This is a genomic window from Dyella sp. A6, from assembly GCF_036320485.1.
Classification (GTDB): domain Bacteria; phylum Pseudomonadota; class Gammaproteobacteria; order Xanthomonadales; family Rhodanobacteraceae; genus Rhodanobacter_A; species Rhodanobacter_A aluminiiresistens.
In genome coordinates this window covers 1849356-1867339 of the sequence record NZ_CP132911.1, presented here as the reverse complement: position 1 = coordinate 1867339, position 17984 = coordinate 1849356, and the positions used below count along the sequence as shown (strand labels likewise).

The following is a 17984-nucleotide window of genomic DNA, read 5'->3' as shown; positions in this document are numbered from 1 at the left end:
ACAAGGCTCGTACTTTACTGCCCCGGAAGCATGCGGATGTTCGTTCAGGACATCGGGTTCATGCGTCGAAATCCACGTCACGACTACAGCAGGTGATCCTATGGACGGCTCCACGACAAACACGCTCCAACCCGTAACGAGCAGTCACAGTGCGTCGTTATATCTGTTGGCTCTCGGCACCTTCGCTGTGGGTACGGAGGGCTTCATGATCGCCGGCATCCTGCCGAAAATTGCCGGCAGCCTGGGCGTCACGCCGGCTGCGGTCGGTCAGCTGGTGACCGTCTTCGCGTTCGCCTATGCACTGAGTTCTCCCATATTCACGGCGCTGAGCGGACACATGAAGCGCAGCACGGTGTTGATCGGCTCGATGGCCATCTTCACGGTGGCCAACGTCATCGCTTCGCTGGCGCCCAGCTATGGCTGGTTGATGGGTGCGCGTATCCTGCTGGCCTTTGCGGCCGGGCTGTACGTACCGGGTGCGAATGCGCTCGCTGGCGCTCTGGTACCGCAAGAGCGTCGTGGCTTCGCTATCGCCATCATCAATGTCGGCCTGACCGTGGCCATTGCACTCGGCGTTCCGCTGGGTACATGGGTGGCTGCCACCCTGAGTTGGCGCATGACCTTCGTGGGCGTCGCCATACTCTCGGTCATCGCGGTGGGTGGACTGCTGGTCGGCCTGCCGAAGAACATCGGTGCCCATCTGCCAGTGGCGAGCCTTGGCGAACGGGTCAAAGTCGCCAAGCAACCAGCGATTCTGGTCACACTACTGGTAACGACACTGTGGGCCACCGGCGCCTACACGATGTACACCTACCTCGCACTCTTCCTGCATCAGGTCACGGGCATTCAGGGCGCTCGCGTCGGCTACGTACTGTTTACCTGGGGCGTCGCTGCAGGCGTGGGCGTGCTGTTCGGCGGTCGCATGGCCGACCGCTTCGGTCCTCGCCACATCATCATTCCGTGCCTGCTTGTGGGTGGCCTGTCGTTCGTAAGCCTGTCACTGACTGCGCATTATGTGCCGCAGGCATTGGCGCTGATTCCCGTGGTGGTGGCGGTCATCGCCTGGGGTGTGACGCACTGGGGTTTCTATCCTGGGCAGCAGGCACGGCTTATGGGTATTGCCGGTCTACGGCTTGCACCCATTGCCCTGTCGTTGAATGCATCCTTCATGTATCTCGGCTTTTCGCTGGGCGCCGCGGTGGGCTCGCTGGTGATTGTCTACGGCAAGGTGGCGAACCTCGGTTGGGTCGCGGCAGCTTTCGAGGCGGCCTCGCTATCCGTCATGCTGGTGATCAGCAGGAAGGAGTGAGCAGGCGTCGCTATTGCTCATGACGTGAACGTTCCAATCAAGCAGGATTGGACAAGAACACACATGGCGCGGTCGGTACGGTAGACATGTATCTATCGGAAGACCGCGACCATGTCAGCCATACATTCCCCGCGTTCCAAGGACCCCGGTGCATTACGTGAGCTTATTCGCGATGCCTGTGCGGTTGATCCCTGCGATATGCCCATCGGACCACTGGACCGCGCGAGCCATGAGACGCTGCTGCGGATCATACCGACCGCCCTGGCGGTGCTTTATGTCGCCGTCCAGATCGAGCCTTCCTCGGAACGCGTGCTGGAGTGGTACCTCTACACACCAATTGCCGAGCTTGGCTATTTGACTGCCGAGCAACTGGTGAGTATGGGGCGGGCCTCAGTCGTCATTGAGTTTCTGCAATCCGTCAGTCGCGGCGAGCGCGACCATCTAGCCTGACAAGGACTTTCCACGATGAACGATCATCATCGCTTCCGTCGTATCGTGGTTGAACTAAGCCGGCTGCAGCGCGCGAGGGATGCGGTCCTGCTTGATGCTTTCTCTGAAGTCGAAGCGCGCAATCCGGAACTTGCCACGCTCGTGCTTCAACAGCTTGGGGAACGAACGCATGCGGCACGCTGGATGTCCGCCCACCGGCGTGCCTTTGGCGGTCTTTCGGCCTACGAAATGCTGGCCGAAGGTGAGGCCGACGCGATCTGGAACCAGCTCTCTGCCTCGCGAAAACGGGTTTCGCCCGATCTCGTCGATGGGATGGCTTACTAGTCCCGTTTTCAGGCGTTTGCCGATTCAGCAGACCGGCATTCGGCAATGAATCGTCTCGGGGGATATCCGGTCACGCGGCGGAAGGACCGGGTGAAGTGGCTCTGGTCGCAAAACCCCAAGCTCACGGCGACGTCCGCGACGGTATGCCGGCAACTCAGCAGCATGGGTTGGGAGCGTCTGATCCGTGCCCTGAGAACGTATTCCATCGGACTGATGCCCATGGTCTTCCGGAACGTCCGCACAAAATGAAAACGGCTCAGACGGGCCAGCTTCGCCAGATCGTCAAGAGCAATTTTTCCGGCAAGGGCCTGCTCGATGAAGTCGTCGATGCGGTGCAGGGTCTGCTGACTGAGGCCCCGGCGGCAGTGCTGTTGATCGGGCATGCCCATGATTCCATCCGTTACCTTGCAGGTGGACGTCTGGCGCATCGATGATGTTGACGAGCAGGGTCGGGCCATTGCCAATGTCCTCCATGCCGCATGAGCATCCGGATGCGATTGCTCCGGATCGGTCGAGTATCGAAACGATGTTGCTTGTCCGTCCTGAAGGCCGGTACCCCTGATCGCGCTATCCATGCCTCCCTTGATCGGGTAGGGCAGCAAGCCGGTCAATCGTCATGCCGATGTGGCACCAGTCGACGGCGTCCGTACATCAGTGCGTCAAGGGAGAAAGCTCCCGGACCGACCAGCAGCAACGACACCGCCAACAGCAGGATCAGAAGTTCCTGCGGCCACCTGCCATGGCCTCCATCGAAGAATGCGGTCACGGCAAGCGCCCCGGTGGCCATGCTGACCACCGGGGTAAGCACACCGAGCAGCAGCGCCAGATCGATGATGACCACGGCTGCGAGACAGCACATCATGGGTAGTGGCAAGGATGTCGATGGCCACGTGGTGGCAAGTGCGAGCGCGAGGCTGCATCGAAGCAGGCCCAGCCCGAGGCCGGGGCTTGCGGCGGGAAACATGGAATAGAGTCGTTGCATGGGCTACACGCTAGAGCCCGCGCACTAGGTGCGTAAATCCGGAATGGGGGAGGTGTAGCATCCCTCGTCTGGGGGATGCGGACGTCCTGAAATACGGATATCAAGGAACGTTGTCGTAGGGGGCGAAGGTGCCAAGCTGTGCACGTCTGAGAAGGTTATTGATCGTCCTTGTCGGCCTGGCCGCCGTGCTCGTCGTGGCGTGTGGAAAGACCGCAACGGCCGGCTGTTCTGCGCTGCATCGCTCATCGTGGGCACTGCAGGACGGCGCACCCGCCGACATCTGGTCCATGGTCCAGGGCAAGGACGGGTTTCTCTGGCTCGGTACCGGAACCGGGCTGTACCGCTTTGACGGCATGCATTTCCAGCACATCGTGCCCACCGGTGATACGGCCTTTGCATCCAGCGATATCAGCGCGCTCAAATTGCTGCCCGACGGCAACCTGTGGATAGGCTTCTATCACGGCGGCGTCAGCGTGGTCAGGCATGGCGTTGCTCACTATTACGGCACCGTGAGCGGATTCCCCGAGGGGCCGGTGGAGACGTTTGCGGTTGATGGTGAAGGCGTTCTCTGGGTTGCTACACAGGGAGGTCTGGCCCGGTTCGTCGACCATCACTGGCAGGTTGTCGGCAAGGGCTGGAATTACCCCACGACCCGGGCCGACTGGGTCCTGGCGGGGCATAGCGGCGCGCTGTGGGTTTCCACTGGGCAGCGACTGCTGTTCCTGCGCAAGGGGAGCCATCACTTCCTGGATACCGGCATCGCCGTAAGCCTGTTCGCCGTTATTGCGCAGTCTCCGGATGGCACGTTGTGGCTGTCTGATGGACTGCACGGCACACGTGCCTTGCCCGGGCTCAATGCATCGCATCCGGTGGCAAGGCAATCGACGAGTTTGCCTATAACCCGATTCGCCTGGTCCGAGCGATTGTTGTTCGACCACGAGGGGCGCCTGTGGGCTACGGATGCCGTCGATGGCGGCGCCTTCCTGGTCAACCACCCGAACCGGCTGGAGGACGGACATTCGCTGGTCTCCGCGGACGTGAACTGCCGGTTTCGTCAGACCAATGGGCTGACGTCGGATCGAGCCGTGCCGTTGCTGCAGGACCATGAAGGCGATGTCTGGGTAGGCACCAATCTTGGGCTGAACAGTTTTCGTAGGGATGATGTTCTGCCCTTGCCGGATTTGAATACGTTGTCGACCGTGAACTTCACGATGTCGATGTCGCCATCCGGGCAGCTGTGGGTCAGCAACGGCGGATCACTCTACCGGATCGAGCATGGCCAGCCGTCGCGCGTGCTCACGGGACTGGGCGAGATATTCACGACCTACGCCACGGATGACGGTACAGTTTGGATGGTCGGAGACCATACCTTCATGCGCATGACACACGGGCAGGCCGCCCCGGTCGCACTGCCGGCGCATGTGGATCCGGACGATGTATCCACCCTGGCGGTCGATCGGTCTGGAACGTTGTGGCTCGCCGTCCAGAAGCATGGCGTCTACCACTACCGGAACGGATCATGGAGCGCCTGGAAGTCCGATCGAAAAGGCTTCGATGACACTCCGGTCATCATGGCCGCCGGGCGCGACGGCGGTGTCTGGCTGGGCTACACGAGCAATCGGCTGCTTCATGTCATGGACGACGGTTCACGCGTCTTCGCCGCTTCTGATGGGCTGGATATTGGCGACATCACAGCGATCACCCCGATTCGTGGTGGTGCGCTGGTCGGCGGCGATACCGGTATGGCGGACATCCAGGCCGGGCGTGTCACGACGCTGACCACACGCCGCGTGCCCGCACTGCGCGGCATCTCGGGAATCGTGACAACGCCAGAAGGCACCGTCTGGCTCAACACCAGTGCCGGTATCGTTCGCTTTGCCGGCAGCAATCTACGCCACGCATTGAACCATGCGGATGCCACTGCCAAATATCGTTTGTTCGACTATCAGGAAGGCCTTAAAGGCGTCGCAATGCAGTCACCCGACACCACGACTGCGTTCCGAGCTGCTGACGGCCGGCTGTGGTTTGAGACCAGTACCAATATCGAGTCCATCGATCCAGGGCACCTCACGCACAACTCCGTCCCCCCCCGGTGTGGGTGCTTGGACTGGATGCCGACGGGCATGCGTATCCCGCAACAGACGGTCTGCGCCTGCCCAAGCGGACCAGCAACGTCCACATCAGGTACACCGCAACAAGCCTTGCGATACCAAGCCATGTTCATTTCCGGTATCGCCTCGACGGGGTGGACTCCCGATGGCAGGATGCCGGCAATCGGCGCGAGGCGTTCTATACCAATCTTGGACCGGGTCGCTACCAGTTCCAGGTCATCGCAGCCAACAACGATGGTGTCTGGAACCGGAAGGGCGCAAGCTTCGCTTTCGTGATTCCACCGCTGTTCTACCAGACCCGGTGGTTCGAGGTCGCGTGTATCCTCGCGGGACTGGCACTGATCGTCGGCCTTTTCCTGATTCGGCTCCGACAAGTGGCGCGCAGGGTCCACCTGCAACTCGAGGAACGACATGCCGAGCGCGAACGCATCGCGCGGGAATTGCATGACACGCTGCTGCAGGCTGTGCAGGGACTGATACTCAAGTTCCAGGCCGTGGCCGAGCGCATCTCTCCGGATGACCCGGCCCGCCGAATGATCGATCAGGCGCTTGATCGAGCCGATGACGTGATCGTGGAAGGGCGCGATCGTGTGCGCGGACTGCGTGTCTCGGCCAAAAGCATTCGAGATCTTCCGCATGCGCTGGCGATGCTTGGGTGGGAACTGCTGGGCGAGGAAGACGAAGGTTTCGAGGTCATCGTGGAGGGCGACCGTCGTCCGCTTGATCCGATGGTCCGCGAGGAGCTCTACCGGATCGGTCACGAAGCCTTGGTCAACGCCGTCAGGCACGCCAATGCCAGCCAGATCGAAGTCGAGCTGGACTATAACGCCGATGGCCTGCGACTGCGTGTTCGAGACAACGGCAAAGGTGTCGATCCCGTGACGCTTGAAGCCGGCGGATGCCCCGGTCATTGGGGGCTCGCTGGCATGCGTGAGCGGGCCAAGCGGGTCGGTGCGATCCTGGATATCTGGAGCGGCCCCCATTCGGGCACCGAAGTAGACCTGCGCGTGCCTGGCGCAGTCGCCTACCGAGGCGGCAAGCCGTCGTGGATGAGCTGGTTGCGTCGACTGGTGAGTGGAGGACGATACGCATGAGCACCATCGAATCTTCGATCCGCCTGTTGATTGCCGACGACCATCCGATGTTGCGCGAGGGTATTGCGGCGGTAATCGAAGGACAGTCCGACATGAAACTGGTGGCCGAAGCCGGTGATGGATACGAGGCCATCGAAAAGTATCGGGCACATCGGCCCGACGTTGTTCTGATGGATCTTCAGATGCCGCGCATGAATGGTGTCGAGGCGATCGTCGCCATCCGTCGCGAGTTTGCCGATGCGCGTATTCTGGTGCTGACTACCTACCGGGGCGACGCGCAGGCCCTACGCGCGCTCAAGGCCGGCGCCCAGGGTTATCTACTCAAGAGCACCTTGCGCAAGGACCTGATCGAGACCATCAGGCAGCTGCACGCGGGAAAACGATGTATTCCGCCCGAAGTGGCCATCGAGATTGCCGGTCACACGCTGGACGATGCGCTCACCGCACGCGAAGTCGCCGTGCTCGGCTGCATCGCCGGTGGCAATTCCAACCGAGCTGCCGCTGTGCAGCTGGGCATTTCCGAGGAAACCGTCAAGGCCCACATGAAGAGCATTCTGGCCAAGCTGGAAGCGAAAGACCGGACCCATGCCGTCACCATCGCCATGAAGCGAGGCATCTTTGGTCCTTGATCGGAGCAGGTAATCCGGAAGACACGCCGGTTCCAGTCCGAGTGGCTCCAACGCATCGCAGAAGCGCAATTTCGTCCAAGTCGCCCGCAGGACCGCGTGCTAGCTTGGACTTGGATTTATTTTCCGAACTAGAGCATAAGGCGCCGCTTCGCGACTGTCTCCGGTCGCATCGACACATGGATGCTGCCTGTTCCGCGAACCTGCGGTCGAGCACCGTCATCGCGGACATATGGCTGGTAGAAGGTCATGGCACGGAGCAGAGATGACGACATTCAACGTATGGCGATGGGTGTCGCACATGCTAGCCAGCTGCCTGCTGTGCGTCCTCTTCGTCGTGTCTCCGCTACATGCCGAGGGCCGCATTTCGCCGGAAGTACAGCCGTCGACAAGCAACGGTCATCATGGATTGCGCATGCTGCATCGGGACGTGTCTGTGATGAAAGGCGATCACTGGCTGCCGGACACTTTCACGCGGGGGCTGCCGAAGGAACCGCCCATACGGATATTCCCACGACCGGATGGGAGCACATGGCTTATGTTTGCCGACAATCGCCTGTCCGTCGTCAGACCAAGCGGTCATATCAAAAACTACACGTCGCATGAGGGACTGGATATCGGCGCGGCACTCGCGATGAGCTTCGGACAGCGCTGCACATGGGTCGCTGGGACACGGGGCGTTGCATGCTTGAGGAATGGCCGTTTCACGACACTGCATGCGGCTAATTCCATGTCTTTTCGAGATGCGGACGGACTCGTCCTGGATCGATCCGGAAATCTATGGGTCAATGCGTTGGCCGGTTTATTCAGGATCGACAAGAACCAGCTTGCCGAATTTCTGGATCAACCACGATACAAGGTCAAGGCCACTTTCTTTGATGAAAGCGCAGGCCAACAACAAGAGCACACCATGGACGACCGCCGAGGACCTTCATTGGTGCTGAGCGGCGGGCGACTCTGGGTGGTCCGGCCACAGGGCATGTCCTGGATCAATCCAAGACGCATCCACCGCAACACGATGGCGCCAGTGGTCGAGGTGATGTCTGTCGCGGCTGATGGCGTGCTGCATGGCCCGCAATCGCCACTGAAGTTGCCGCCGTTGACCCATGCCGTGCGCTTTGTCTATACCGCCGCGTCGACGAGCCGTCCCGACAGCTTGAACTTCCGCTTTCGCGTCGTCGGTTTCGACCGCGGCTGGATCACGGTCGGCGACCGCATGGCCACGACTTATACCAACCTCGCGCCCGGCGCCTACGTATTCGAAGTCGAAGCCGAGAATGCCAATGGTGTCTGGAGCACTTCGCCCGCGACGGTAGCGTTTTCGATCGCACCTGCGCTTTACCAGACTTGGTGGTTTCGAGCGGCCAGCGTGCTCTTTGTCCTTCTTCTGGCCTGGCTGCTTTATGCCTGGCGACTGAGTCTGGCGCAGACACATCTCCAGCTTCAGCTGGAGGCCGTTCACAACGAGCGTGAGCGCATCGCGCGTGAGCTGCATGACACTCTCATGCAGAGTGCGCACGGGCTGGTGCTACAGATACGGTCATGGGCTGACGATCGACGCGACACAGCGGATTTGAAAAGCGAAATGTCGCGGGCTGCGGATGTCGCCGGTGACATGGTTATAGAGGGACGTAACCGCATTCTGGCGCTCAGGGCTCCGATATGCACGGACGCGGGCATTTCTGATTGCATCAAGAGCACGGCCGAGGAGTGCCTCGCATTCGGTGATACCGAGTTCTATGTCCATCAGCGGGGACGACCCCGTTGCGTGCGCCCCGACATGGCAGAACAGCTTGTCGGCATCTGCCTCGAGGCGATTAGAAACGCCACGCTACACGCTCGCGCAGCGCGCATCGTGGTGATCGTGACATACACCAGAAGGTATCTGGACATCGTGATCCACGACAACGGTGTCGGCATGCCGTACGAAGTGCTGCAGCAAGGTCACAGAGCCGGGCACTGGGGTTTGATCGGTATGCGTGAACGGGCACGTGTGATTGGTGCGCGACTTCACATTGCCCGTGCAGAAGGCGGCGGTACGCACGTGCAGGCACGCTTACCCATCAACCGTAGCTGTTCGCCGATGCAGGTATCGATCCGCCCCGTAGGACTTGGCATGCATCGGACAGCCGACGCTGATAGCTCCGCGGCGGGTGCGAATGCTGCCCGCACGATACCCCGATACGCGGATGGATCGATGGTTGCCCACCCCCTGAAGGACATCAGCGAAACGGTGGAATAGCCACACCGAGTCTGATATCGAGGTCCCCATGGATAACCCAAGGAAAACTGTTTCAGTACTGATCGTCGACGACCATCCGATCATGCGGCGTGGCCTGCATGCAGCGATTGATATCGAGCAGGACCTCGAGGTGGTCGGTGAGGCGCTGGACGGCGAACAGGCCGTTACGGAGTATCTGGCCCGCACGCCGGATGTCGTATTGCTTGATCTGCAGATGCCCAACATGGATGGACTCAAGGCAGTTTCGGCCATCAGGGCGATAGACGCTGATGCGCGCATTGTGATTTTCACGATGTACCCGGGTGACGCGCGTGTTTCGCATGCACTGAAACTGGGTGCCATTTCCTACTTACTGAAGTCGTCCAGTCGGCAGGAGATTGTCGATGCCATCCGGGCCGCGTCGCGGGGCATCCGTGTCATCGATTCGGAGGTGAAGCGGAACATGGATACCCACGAGGGGTCGGAACCCCTGACGCGTCGCGAACGCGACGTGCTGGCGCGTATCAAGAACGGCATGACCAACAAGGCCATCGCCGAGATGCTTTTCGTTTCCGAGGACACTATCAAGTCGCATGTGAAGAACATTGTCGGCAAGCTCGGGGCATCCCAGCGCACCCAGGCCGTCGCCATCGCCATACGCAGGGGTTTTATCGATCCATGATCAGGCCGTGGCGACCGGGTCAGCCGTGGCCACGCAATGGATCAAGCAATGGCGGCCCGGTTCGCACGCCGGTAGACCCCGGGGCTCGCGCCCATGCGGCGCGTGAATATACGCGTGAAATGGCTCTGGTCCGAAAACCCCGATGACAATGCGATGTCGGCCAGCGAGTAGCGGCTGTCGGACATCATGCTGATCGCATAATCGATTCTTTTCTGCAGCAGCCACTGGTGCGGCGTGACACCGAACGTCTTCTTGAACGATTTCACGAACGCGCTAGGCGAAAGCCGGCACGACATGGCGAGCTCGGGCAACGAGATGCCTTCGGCAAGATGTTCCCGCATCAGTTCCCTGGCCTTGCGCTGTTGCCACGGCGCAAGCCCCGTGATTCGCAACAGTGGATTCGGCCTCAACCCGCCGTAGGTGGCTGCCAGGTGTCCGCGCAACGCGAGCAGCAGCGAATCCGCCAGCAGCCGATGGTGTGTCATGGGTTGCTGCACGTATGGCAGAAGCAACCGCCCCAGATCGCGTATCACATGGTCGTTGACCGATCGGCCAGGCTCGATCAACAAGTCATGCGTATCGATGCCACCGAGTTCCCGGCCAGCCTCTGCCAGGGCCATTTTCGGGATATAGAACATGAGATGGTGAAAGGGCGGCTCAAGGTAAAGCACCGGGCTCTGTGACAAGTCGAGGACGTATGCCATGCCGTTCTGAACAGGGTCCGTGGAAACGGACTGTCCCTGGATCCAGAGTTCGTGACGCCCGAATGTTTCCATCTGCAAGCCGACCAGGTAGGCATGCTCGTCAACAAGCGCATCGGTCCAGCCTCGATGTGAGGTATCGCACCTCAGTTCAACGGCGGCCAATGTCCACCCAGTCAAGGACTGGAAAGACAGGGTAGGGGGGCTGGTGATATGGAAGGTTCGATCGAACCATTCTCGGATGGCGGCCTGCAGCATGGTTCTGGCTCCGGCTGAAAGCGAGAGACCTCAGGGTCTCGACGCGACATACGGTCCATGGTGCATGCGAGCGCATTTGTTCGAATCACTCAAAAGTGTGATTTTTCATCCGCCCTGGCCTTCGGGAGACGAGGGCGAACAACAACGCTCATTTCGTCAAAGCCATCCTTCCGGTTGCCCTATAGGGTTCCAACGAATCGAGCCGGCACGCCGCGAGTGCGGCCAGGCTCGCCAACGATACCTGGGAGCCCGATATGCCATTGGTCCGCATCGACGTCCGACGTGGCCGGACCCCGGAAGAGCTGAAGATTCTGTGCGACGCCGTGCATCGGGCTGTCGTCCAGTCGTTCCTGGTGCCGGTTCGCGACCGGTATCAGATCGTGCACGAGCATGACGCACATACTCTGGTGGTCGAAGACACCGGGTTGAACATCCCGAGAACCGATGCCGTTGTCGTGATCAGCATCGTGAGTCGTCCCAGAGGCGTGCGTTCGAAGCTCCACTTCTATCGCACTGTCTGCGACGAACTTCGCAGTGCATCCGGGGTGGAGTCATCGGATGTCCTGGTGAACATCTCGACCAATGACGACGATGACTGGAGCTTTGGCTTAGGGAGTGCGCAGTTCGTGGAAGGGGCGCTCTGATCCCTGTCGCGGTTCAACGATGCAACTCGACATCCCGTTACTTAAAGGAAGCCCTCATGAAAACCCACCAGACGGCCCCGACGCAGTACGTCGAAGCCAACGGCATCCGCTTCGCCTACCGCCGCTTCGGCAAGCCCGGGACCATTCCTCTGGTCCTGCATATGCACTTCACCGGCACCCTCGACCATTGGGACCCCGCTATCACTGATGGCTTTGCCCAGGATCGCGAAGTCATCCTCTTCGACAATGCCGGCATCGGCGGCAGCTCCGGTGAGGTGCCCACGACCATCGAGGGCATGGCCGCCGACTCGGCCGCGTTCATCCGCGCCCTGGGTCTGGGCCAGGTCGATGCCCTGGGTTTCTCCCTCGGCGGACTGGTCGCGCAGACCCTGGCGATTGCCGAACCTGTTCTGGTCCGCAAGCTAGTCCTGGTGGGCACCGGACCGCGCAGCGGCGAAGGCATGGCCACGCTCACCCCCGAGGCCCAGCGCATTTTCGGCGCCAGCTATGAACCGGCTGACCATCTCTGGCTGAAAGTCTTCTTCACCGACTCGCCTGCCAGCCAGGCAGCGGGGCATGCGTTCCTGGAACGCTTCCGCCAGCGCCAGGCCGACCGTGACCCGGAGGCCAACGACAAGGTGGCGCCGGCCCAGCTCGAAGCCTTGGGCAAGTGGGGTGCCCCGCGCGAGAACCCCTACGACTACCTGCGTGAACTGAAGCAGCCCACCCTGGTCGTCAATGGCGACAACGACGTCATCATCTACACCGTCAACTCGCTGATCCTGCAGAAGCACATTCCCAACGCGCAGCTGATCCTCTATCCCGACGCCAATCACGGCTCCCAGTACCAGTATCCCCAGCGCTTCGTACGGAACACCTCGACGTTCCTCGATCTTGATCCCGGTTGAGTCGAGGTTGGGCGACTAGTGTGGGCTTTCGGGGGTAGGGCACCGGTTGCACAGCGTTGCTGCCGCTGCTGACGAAGGATAAGTGCCGATTGCACCACTCAATCTAATACGTAGCAGCTTGTTGGCCCGAATGTGGGGCACCTTGTTCGCATGCCGGCATCGACACGGGACGCTTGAGTAAGCAATTTCGCGGCAACTTGTCAGCGTCGACGGCGAGAATGGGGTTCTTTGTTGGTCGATGTTCGACTTGGTGGCAACTTGTTGGCGGCCAGGGGGCAGTTTCTTCGGTGCAGCGGTGGCAGTTCGTTGTCCTCAAACAGGCGTGTAGCGCTTGCCCTCAGGCGACCACAGGCCATTGCGGTTGAGGGTCCAGCCGGACCACGCGTCATCGAGCGCGCCCAGGTCGCCCATACGCACGAAACGCAGCAGACGGACGGCGGACCACGGGACGCGGCTGCGGCCAGCATCCCAGTACCGAATGGTCCGGACGCTGACGCCGAGGTACTCGGCACAGGCGGTCCGGCTGAGGAAGCAGCTGCGCCGAAGCTCCAAGAAGCCCTCAGGGGCCAGTCGCCAGACACGCCGAGGGCGGGCCCGTGGGGTCCGTCCGTGACTGCGCATAATGTCTATTATGTAAAATTACGAAGGTGGCTAAAAAGGCTGGAGTCATGTCGTCACCCAGTTAACCGTGTCACCTACCCACTTAACCATGTCACTCCGCGTAACCGTGTCACCTTCTTACAGGATTGCACTCGTCACGCGATCAAATGGGATCTTCGGCATGCCCGATGTCTGGTTTGAGAAACGACAGAATCGAGATGCGCCGTGCGATGGCGCCGAGAGCTGACCACTTAACCATGTCACCCAGTTAACCGTGTCGCTATTTTTCGACGCTTTTGGGGCGCCATGAGGCTGCGACGTGCTGATGCGCCGCTGGTTCTCAGTTGCAGCGGCAGCCTAGCCTTGCGCGACTGGCCGCTGGCGGTGAGCCATGCTCCGAAAAGTCACTTCTTCTTGGGCATGTCCCGCACGAGCTGGTGCAGACTTTTGCCGGTGCGCTCGCGCACGGTTTCGAGCTTGGCGTCGGACCGAATGCCGGCGGCAAAGTCATCGCCGTACTCTCGGCGCAAGGTGGATACCAAGGTATCGCCTCGCTTCTGACGGATCTCGCCGGCCTTCGGCGGGTTTTGGTCGCGGGTCCGCCCATCCAGTCCACGCGGTAGCTTGGTCGCCATACATCGCTCCTTAGATTGAGTGGTTTTTGCTACATCCCAGGCAGCGCCGATACGCACCCCAGCGCCCCTGACGTTCACGGCCTAACAGGCAACCACAGACATAGCATGAGTCCGCGTGACCTCGCTGCCACAGCAGCAGCCGTGCGAATTGAACGAGGTAATACAACGCGCTGCCACCTAACCCCAACGCCACAAGGGTGCCCGGAAGTTCGGGCCACACGGGTGCACCACCCATGGAGACCGGAATGTCCAACAAGGTCTTGGCCACCACCGCGGCGAGCAGCGAAGCCAGCAGCGGCACCACGCTTGGCACCAATAGCCGAGCGCACATTCGCGAGACATACGACATCGAAGCTTCCTCCCTGCAATTTCGCCGGGATTGTCGTGACTAGCCATCTCATATTTCGCGACAGCCCGTTCCGATCGGGCTGCAGGCTTAGACAAGCCGCGGTGTGTTGTTATTTATCTGCGCCATCCACAAGGCTGAAAGAGTAAGTTTCTGAAAACAATACAGATTCTTGGCTACATTATATAGCGAATAATGGCACTTATTCGCTATCATGGCACATCGGCGGCGTTTGGGTCGCCCCTTGGATGCCTCGCCATGCCCGAACCCGGGGTTTGGGGAGCAATGGAACGGAAAACCGGGATAAGAGCGAAAAGTCGTTACGGATCATAGTATTTCGTATCGAGTCCGCTCTCATTTTTGCTTGGATAGACGGCGTTTGTGGGCCACAGTCAACTGGTTCTCTGCGACCACTGCGCGGGCTTCCGCTGACTGAAGTGCCGCCTTCAAGCCGCTGACCTGTCCCCGCGCGCCAGCCAGCTCCAAAGCAAGCTGATCGCGCTCGCCCGTGATGGTGACCACCGCCGCCAAGCGCGCTTCGCCCTCCGCGAATTCCCGGCGAAGACGCGCCATGTCCAGTCGCAATTCCGTGAGGCTGGTCTGCTGGTCTTCGCTACGTTGCCGCAGCTTGGCCAATTGCTGCTCTGCATGCCGCTGTCCTTCCCGCGCGGCATCGGTTTCTTGCAGCATGCGGGCTTGAGCGGCCTCCACGCGCTCGTTGGCTTTGTCCCGTTCCACTTGAAACGCCGCGTCGCGGGCGGCAATGGTCGCCTGGAATTCGGCGGTCAATCGGTCGTGGGCCTGCCGTGCGGCCTCTAGTTGCTGAGCCATGTCGGTACGAACGGCCGCCACCTCGTGCTGCAACGCTTGAGCCTGGCCAAGGGCATCACGCTTGGCCTCGGTTTCCTGGATGAGCTGCTGCCGCACCTCGATGCCTTGCTCGCGAAGCTGACTGACCTCGTGCTGCAGCTGGTGAACCGCTGCCTGCGCCGCGTCTCGTTCGACAACTATGTCATCGAGCGCACGCTTCTGCGTTTCCAGATCGGACTCCAGCGCTTGGCGATGTTCGTTGAAGACGTGCTCCCCTTGTTCCACGGCCGCCACCCAAAGTGAGCGCATGGCATCGGCGATCGCTGGCGGGAGATCGGCGCCGAGTGCATCGGCCTTGGCCCGCTCATCCTTCCACAGCTTCAGTTCGTCGTTGATGGTGGTTCGGCTGCCTTGCTGGATGGCGGCATAGATCAGGTCGACGGTGAGTTCGTGGGGGCGTTTACCGTCCGCGACCAAGACAGCAGCGGCTTCGCGGGTCCGTTGGCGGGTATCACTGACACGGCTCATGGAAGCTCCCGTCGCTCGGTGGGTCAATCTCGTGGAATGCTTGGTATGTATATCACAGTATTACGTTATATATGTAATGATAAGTCCAAGAAATTTACGATAACTCCCATAATCAAAAGTCTTTCCGGTGTACGCTCGCAGTCCATACCCCTCCCGACATCGGAAAGCCCGTGAGCGATCTGGCCCTCAGCACCGTCGTCCCCGCGGCGCTTCCAGCCCACTTATCCGGGATGACAGGTACCAACCGGACGCCTGCCGGCACTTCACGGCAAATCGCTGCCAACGACGACGTGGCGGCGATCGGGTTGTGGCTGGCCGAATACCGCGGCTCACCGCACACCTTTCGTAGCTATCGCAAGGAGGCGGAGCGCCTGTTGCTATGGGCGACTCAGATCCGTGGCAAAGCGGTCTCCAGCCTGACGCGCGAGGATGTGTTGGCCTACGAGGCGTTCCTGGCTCACCCGTTGCCAACCTGGTGCGATGAAGGCCTTGCGCGCCGCGGTGATCATCGTCGGTTGTTTGCCGGCGCCCTGTCTGAGCGGAGCCAACGCCAGGCGCTCGGTATTCTGTCGGGGCTATTCAATTACCTGGTCCGTGCCGGGTATCTCGCCGGCACGCCGTTCGCGCTGCAGCCTCGTCGACGGCGTGCGCGGCAGGGGCGACGGACCATCGAGCGCTACCTGGATCGCGCGCTGTGGGAGGATGTACTCGTTCACGTGGAACGCTGGCCGCAGGCGAGCGGACGGGACCGGCAGCGTTACGAACGTGCCCGCTGGACCCTTCGGTTGCTCTACGAAACCGCCTTACGGGCCTCCGAAGGTGCCCATGCCCGTGAGAGCGATCTACTTCATCGTCGCGGCTGCTGGTGGTTGCGCGTGACCGGCAAAGGCGGCGTGGAGGGCGAGGTGCCGATCAGCGACGCCTTGATGGCCGACTTTGCGCGTTACCGGGCCTTCCACGGTATGCCCGTCGTCCCAGCCAGCGACAGTTCGCGCCCGTTGATTCTCGGCATTGCAGGACGCGAAGCACCCCTCACCGCGACGGCGGTGTACTTGGTGGTGAAAGATGCCCTCAGGCGCGTCGCCGACGTCCTGACGCCCACCGATCCCATGCGGGCCGCCCGATTGCGGCGGGCTTCCACGCATTGGCTACGGCATTCGGCCGCGACCCATCAGGCCGAGGCCGGCAATCCGGTGCATCACATCCAGCACAATCTCCGGCACAGCTCGATCGCCACCACGTCCATCTACTTGCACGCCGAAGAAGATGCGAGACATGCCAGCACGACGCAGGCGCGCACCGTGATCACTTCATCCAAGGAGCGACCGTGAAGCCATCCCCCGATGATCGTTTTGGTATGCCGGACAGCGCGTTCGTGGCGGCTAGGGAAAGCCATGGTCTGGACAATCCCGTGCTGCGCATGGGCATATATGTCCCGACGCGAGGCGAAGTGGCCTCTCTGCCGGCCGCGGTGCTGTATCCGATCGTGGTCGAATGGATGTGGGAAAGCCCGTCCGAGCTGATTCCGAACAATACCCAGATCGCCGAGTTACGCGCCATCCTGCTGGCACGGTCGGACGCCGATGATCCCGAAGTGCAGCGCCTGATCACCGAATGCGATGGGTACTTGAAGGACTGACTCGGCCTACGTGGCCTGCTCCAGCGCGGCAATCAGCGGGCAACGCACCTGACCGGTATTGCAGTGGCATTGATCGACCAGGGAGGCCAGCGCTTGCTCGACGCGCTGCAGTTGCACGATGCGCTCCCGCACCATGGCAAGCTTGTTCGCGCCAAGCTCTTCGGCCTCCCGACAATGACGCCCGTCCTCCAACGTCAGTAGATCGCTCACCTCATCCAAGCTGAAGCCAAGTGTCTGCGCATGCTTGATAAAGCGTAGACGGCGGGCGTGAACCTCTTCATAGCGACGGATCCCGCCCAATGGCTTGGCCGGCTCAGGCACCAAGCCACGCCGCTGGTAGTAGCGAATCGTTTCGACATGGACCTCGGTAGCCTTGGCCAGGCGGCCGATCGTGTAGCTCATGGATGGTTGACTCCGTAGTTGACTACGGAAGTAAGGTTACGCCGAATCGCCCATCCATCCCTAGAGGACTTCTCGTGGCCCGAACCAGCGAAAAAAGCACCCTAGCGATAGGCGGGCTAGCCGCCGTGCTGGCCTCTGCCTGCTGCCTGGGGCCGTTGATCCTGATCAGCGTCGGGCTAAGTGGCGCCTGGATCGGCCAACTGACCCGGCTGGAGCCGTTCCGACCGTGGCTTCTGGCCATCTCCACGATCGCCTTGGTGGTCGCGTACCGCCAGCTCTTCCATCCGGCAGCAGCCTGCGAGCCGGGCAAAGTCTGTGCAGTCCCCTCGGTCCGTCGTGCCTATCACTGGTTGTTCTGGATCGTCGCCGCGCTGGTGTTGATCGCCTTCGGCTTCCCCTATGTCGCCCCCTGGTTCTACTGAGGAATCCCGCATGAAAAAAAACACGCTCGTGTTTGCGCTGATGCTGACTGGTACCTCCACCGCCGGTCTGGCAGCCACCCGCACGGTCACGCTCGATGTGCCAGGCATGACGTGTCCGATCTGTCCGATCACCGTCAAGAGATCCCTGGAAAAAGTGAACGGCGTCGACACCATCACCTCTGACATATCGAAGAAGACCGTGACCATCACTTACGACGACGCCAAAACTCAACCGACCGCTCTGACGCGGGCGACGGCGGACGCCGGCTATCCCTCCACCGTGCAGCACTGA

Annotated in this window: 21 protein-coding genes and 1 pseudogene; 15 read left to right on the top strand and 7 right to left on the bottom strand. The window is 61.0% G+C overall.

The genetic code is table 11. The annotated features are described in order from the left end of the window. Positions 1 to 205: 205 nt before the first annotated feature. From RA164_RS08230 to RA164_RS08220, 3 genes are all read left to right on the top strand, one after another. Positions 206 to 1309, top strand: a complete 1104-nt coding sequence (locus RA164_RS08230; RefSeq protein ID WP_412731013.1) for an MFS transporter — start codon at positions 206 to 208, stop codon at positions 1307 to 1309. Positions 1310 to 1420: 111 nt separating this feature from the next. Then, the gene (locus RA164_RS08225) at positions 1421 to 1759 is read left to right on the top strand and encodes a hypothetical protein (protein WP_329740390.1); all 339 of its coding nucleotides are present in this window, start codon (positions 1421 to 1423) and stop codon (positions 1757 to 1759) included. 15 nt (positions 1760 to 1774) lie between these two features. Continuing rightward, positions 1775 to 2083, top strand: a complete 309-nt coding sequence (locus RA164_RS08220) for a DUF2384 domain-containing protein (RefSeq protein ID WP_329740389.1) — start codon at positions 1775 to 1777, stop codon at positions 2081 to 2083. Between the two features lie 8 nt (positions 2084 to 2091). Here RA164_RS08220 and RA164_RS08215 read toward each other — a convergent pair whose 3' ends face one another. Both RA164_RS08215 and RA164_RS08210 read right to left on the bottom strand, forming a co-directional pair. Beyond that, positions 2092 to 2472, bottom strand: coding sequence for an AraC family transcriptional regulator (locus RA164_RS08215; protein WP_329740388.1), 381 nt, complete (start codon positions 2470 to 2472; stop codon positions 2092 to 2094). Positions 2473 to 2690: 218 nt separating this feature from the next. Continuing rightward, positions 2691 to 2924, bottom strand: a complete 234-nt coding sequence (locus RA164_RS08210) for a hypothetical protein (RefSeq protein ID WP_329740387.1) — start codon at positions 2922 to 2924, stop codon at positions 2691 to 2693. A gap of 2233 nt (positions 2925 to 5157) precedes the next feature. Here RA164_RS08210 and RA164_RS16595 point away from each other — a divergent pair. The 5 genes and pseudogenes from RA164_RS16595 to RA164_RS08185 form a co-directional block, all read left to right on the top strand. Next, a pseudogene (locus RA164_RS16595) lies at positions 5158 to 5394 on the top strand (triple tyrosine motif-containing protein); the annotation flags it as partial. Positions 5395 to 5448: 54 nt separating this feature from the next. Then, positions 5449 to 6270, top strand: coding sequence for a sensor histidine kinase (locus tag RA164_RS08200; protein ID WP_329740385.1), 822 nt, complete (start codon positions 5449 to 5451; stop codon positions 6268 to 6270). Further along, positions 6267 to 6899 carry a response regulator transcription factor gene (locus RA164_RS08195; protein WP_329740384.1) on the top strand — a complete coding sequence of 211 codons (633 nt, stop codon included), beginning with the start codon at positions 6267 to 6269 and terminating at the stop codon, positions 6897 to 6899. The genes RA164_RS08200 and RA164_RS08195 overlap by 4 nt, the downstream gene beginning before the upstream one ends. Before the next feature lie 262 nt (positions 6900 to 7161). Beyond that, complete coding sequence (locus RA164_RS08190) at positions 7162 to 9138, top strand: sensor histidine kinase (protein WP_329743448.1); 1977 nt, start codon at positions 7162 to 7164, stop codon at positions 9136 to 9138. Between the two features lie 28 nt (positions 9139 to 9166). Next, the gene (locus tag RA164_RS08185) at positions 9167 to 9799 is read left to right on the top strand and encodes a response regulator transcription factor (RefSeq protein ID WP_329743447.1); all 633 of its coding nucleotides are present in this window, start codon (positions 9167 to 9169) and stop codon (positions 9797 to 9799) included. A 41-nt stretch (positions 9800 to 9840) separates the two neighbouring features. Here RA164_RS08185 and RA164_RS08180 read toward each other — a convergent pair whose 3' ends face one another. Beyond that, the gene (locus RA164_RS08180) at positions 9841 to 10758 is read right to left on the bottom strand and encodes an AraC family transcriptional regulator (RefSeq protein ID WP_329743446.1); all 918 of its coding nucleotides are present in this window, start codon (positions 10756 to 10758) and stop codon (positions 9841 to 9843) included. 254 nt (positions 10759 to 11012) lie between these two features. On the opposite strand from RA164_RS08180, the gene RA164_RS08175 reads away from it, so the two are divergent. Together RA164_RS08175 and RA164_RS08170 are read left to right on the top strand one after the other, a co-directional pair. Further along, entirely contained in the window at positions 11013 to 11402 is a 390-nt protein-coding gene (locus tag RA164_RS08175) for a tautomerase family protein (RefSeq protein ID WP_329743445.1), read from the top strand. Positions 11403 to 11458: 56 nt separating this feature from the next. Further along, positions 11459 to 12310, top strand: a complete 852-nt coding sequence (locus tag RA164_RS08170) for an alpha/beta fold hydrolase (protein WP_329743444.1) — start codon at positions 11459 to 11461, stop codon at positions 12308 to 12310. Between the two features lie 312 nt (positions 12311 to 12622). Here RA164_RS08170 and RA164_RS08165 read toward each other — a convergent pair whose 3' ends face one another. Together RA164_RS08165 and RA164_RS08160 are read right to left on the bottom strand one after the other, a co-directional pair. Further along, on the bottom strand, positions 12623 to 12727 hold the full coding sequence (locus tag RA164_RS08165) for a DUF3653 domain-containing protein (protein WP_329743443.1): 105 nt from the start codon (positions 12725 to 12727) through the stop codon (positions 12623 to 12625). 587 nt (positions 12728 to 13314) lie between these two features. Next, positions 13315 to 13545, bottom strand: a complete 231-nt coding sequence (locus RA164_RS08160; protein WP_253567405.1) for a hypothetical protein — start codon at positions 13543 to 13545, stop codon at positions 13315 to 13317. Between the two features lie 245 nt (positions 13546 to 13790). Here RA164_RS08160 and RA164_RS08155 point away from each other — a divergent pair, with 245 nt between their 5' ends. Next, the gene (locus RA164_RS08155) at positions 13791 to 13937 is read left to right on the top strand and encodes a hypothetical protein (RefSeq protein WP_329743442.1); all 147 of its coding nucleotides are present in this window, start codon (positions 13791 to 13793) and stop codon (positions 13935 to 13937) included. A gap of 308 nt (positions 13938 to 14245) precedes the next feature. Here RA164_RS08155 and RA164_RS08150 read toward each other — a convergent pair whose 3' ends face one another. Then, the gene (locus RA164_RS08150) at positions 14246 to 15229 is read right to left on the bottom strand and encodes a DNA-binding protein (protein WP_329743441.1); all 984 of its coding nucleotides are present in this window, start codon (positions 15227 to 15229) and stop codon (positions 14246 to 14248) included. Between the two features lie 170 nt (positions 15230 to 15399). On the opposite strand from RA164_RS08150, the gene RA164_RS08145 reads away from it, so the two are divergent. Together RA164_RS08145 and RA164_RS08140 are read left to right on the top strand one after the other, a co-directional pair. Next, the gene (locus RA164_RS08145) at positions 15400 to 16560 is read left to right on the top strand and encodes a tyrosine-type recombinase/integrase (RefSeq protein ID WP_329743440.1); all 1161 of its coding nucleotides are present in this window, start codon (positions 15400 to 15402) and stop codon (positions 16558 to 16560) included. Beyond that, complete coding sequence (locus tag RA164_RS08140) at positions 16557 to 16868, top strand: hypothetical protein (RefSeq protein ID WP_329743439.1); 312 nt, start codon at positions 16557 to 16559, stop codon at positions 16866 to 16868. Before RA164_RS08145 ends, RA164_RS08140 begins: the two co-directional genes overlap by 4 nt. Positions 16869 to 16874: 6 nt before the next feature. Here the strand turns inward: RA164_RS08140 and merR are convergent, their stop codons facing one another. Next, on the bottom strand, positions 16875 to 17270 hold the full coding sequence (merR, locus tag RA164_RS08135; RefSeq protein WP_329743438.1) for an Hg(II)-responsive transcriptional regulator: 396 nt from the start codon (positions 17268 to 17270) through the stop codon (positions 16875 to 16877). Between the two features lie 74 nt (positions 17271 to 17344). On the opposite strand from merR, the gene merT reads away from it, so the two are divergent. Both merT and merP read left to right on the top strand, forming a co-directional pair. Then, on the top strand, positions 17345 to 17692 hold the full coding sequence (gene merT, locus RA164_RS08130) for a mercuric ion transporter MerT (RefSeq protein WP_329743437.1): 348 nt from the start codon (positions 17345 to 17347) through the stop codon (positions 17690 to 17692). Between the two features lie 10 nt (positions 17693 to 17702). Beyond that, positions 17703 to 17984: a mercury resistance system periplasmic binding protein MerP gene (gene merP / locus RA164_RS08125; RefSeq protein WP_329743436.1), complete on the top strand. Its 282-nt coding sequence runs from the start codon at positions 17703 to 17705 to the stop codon at positions 17982 to 17984.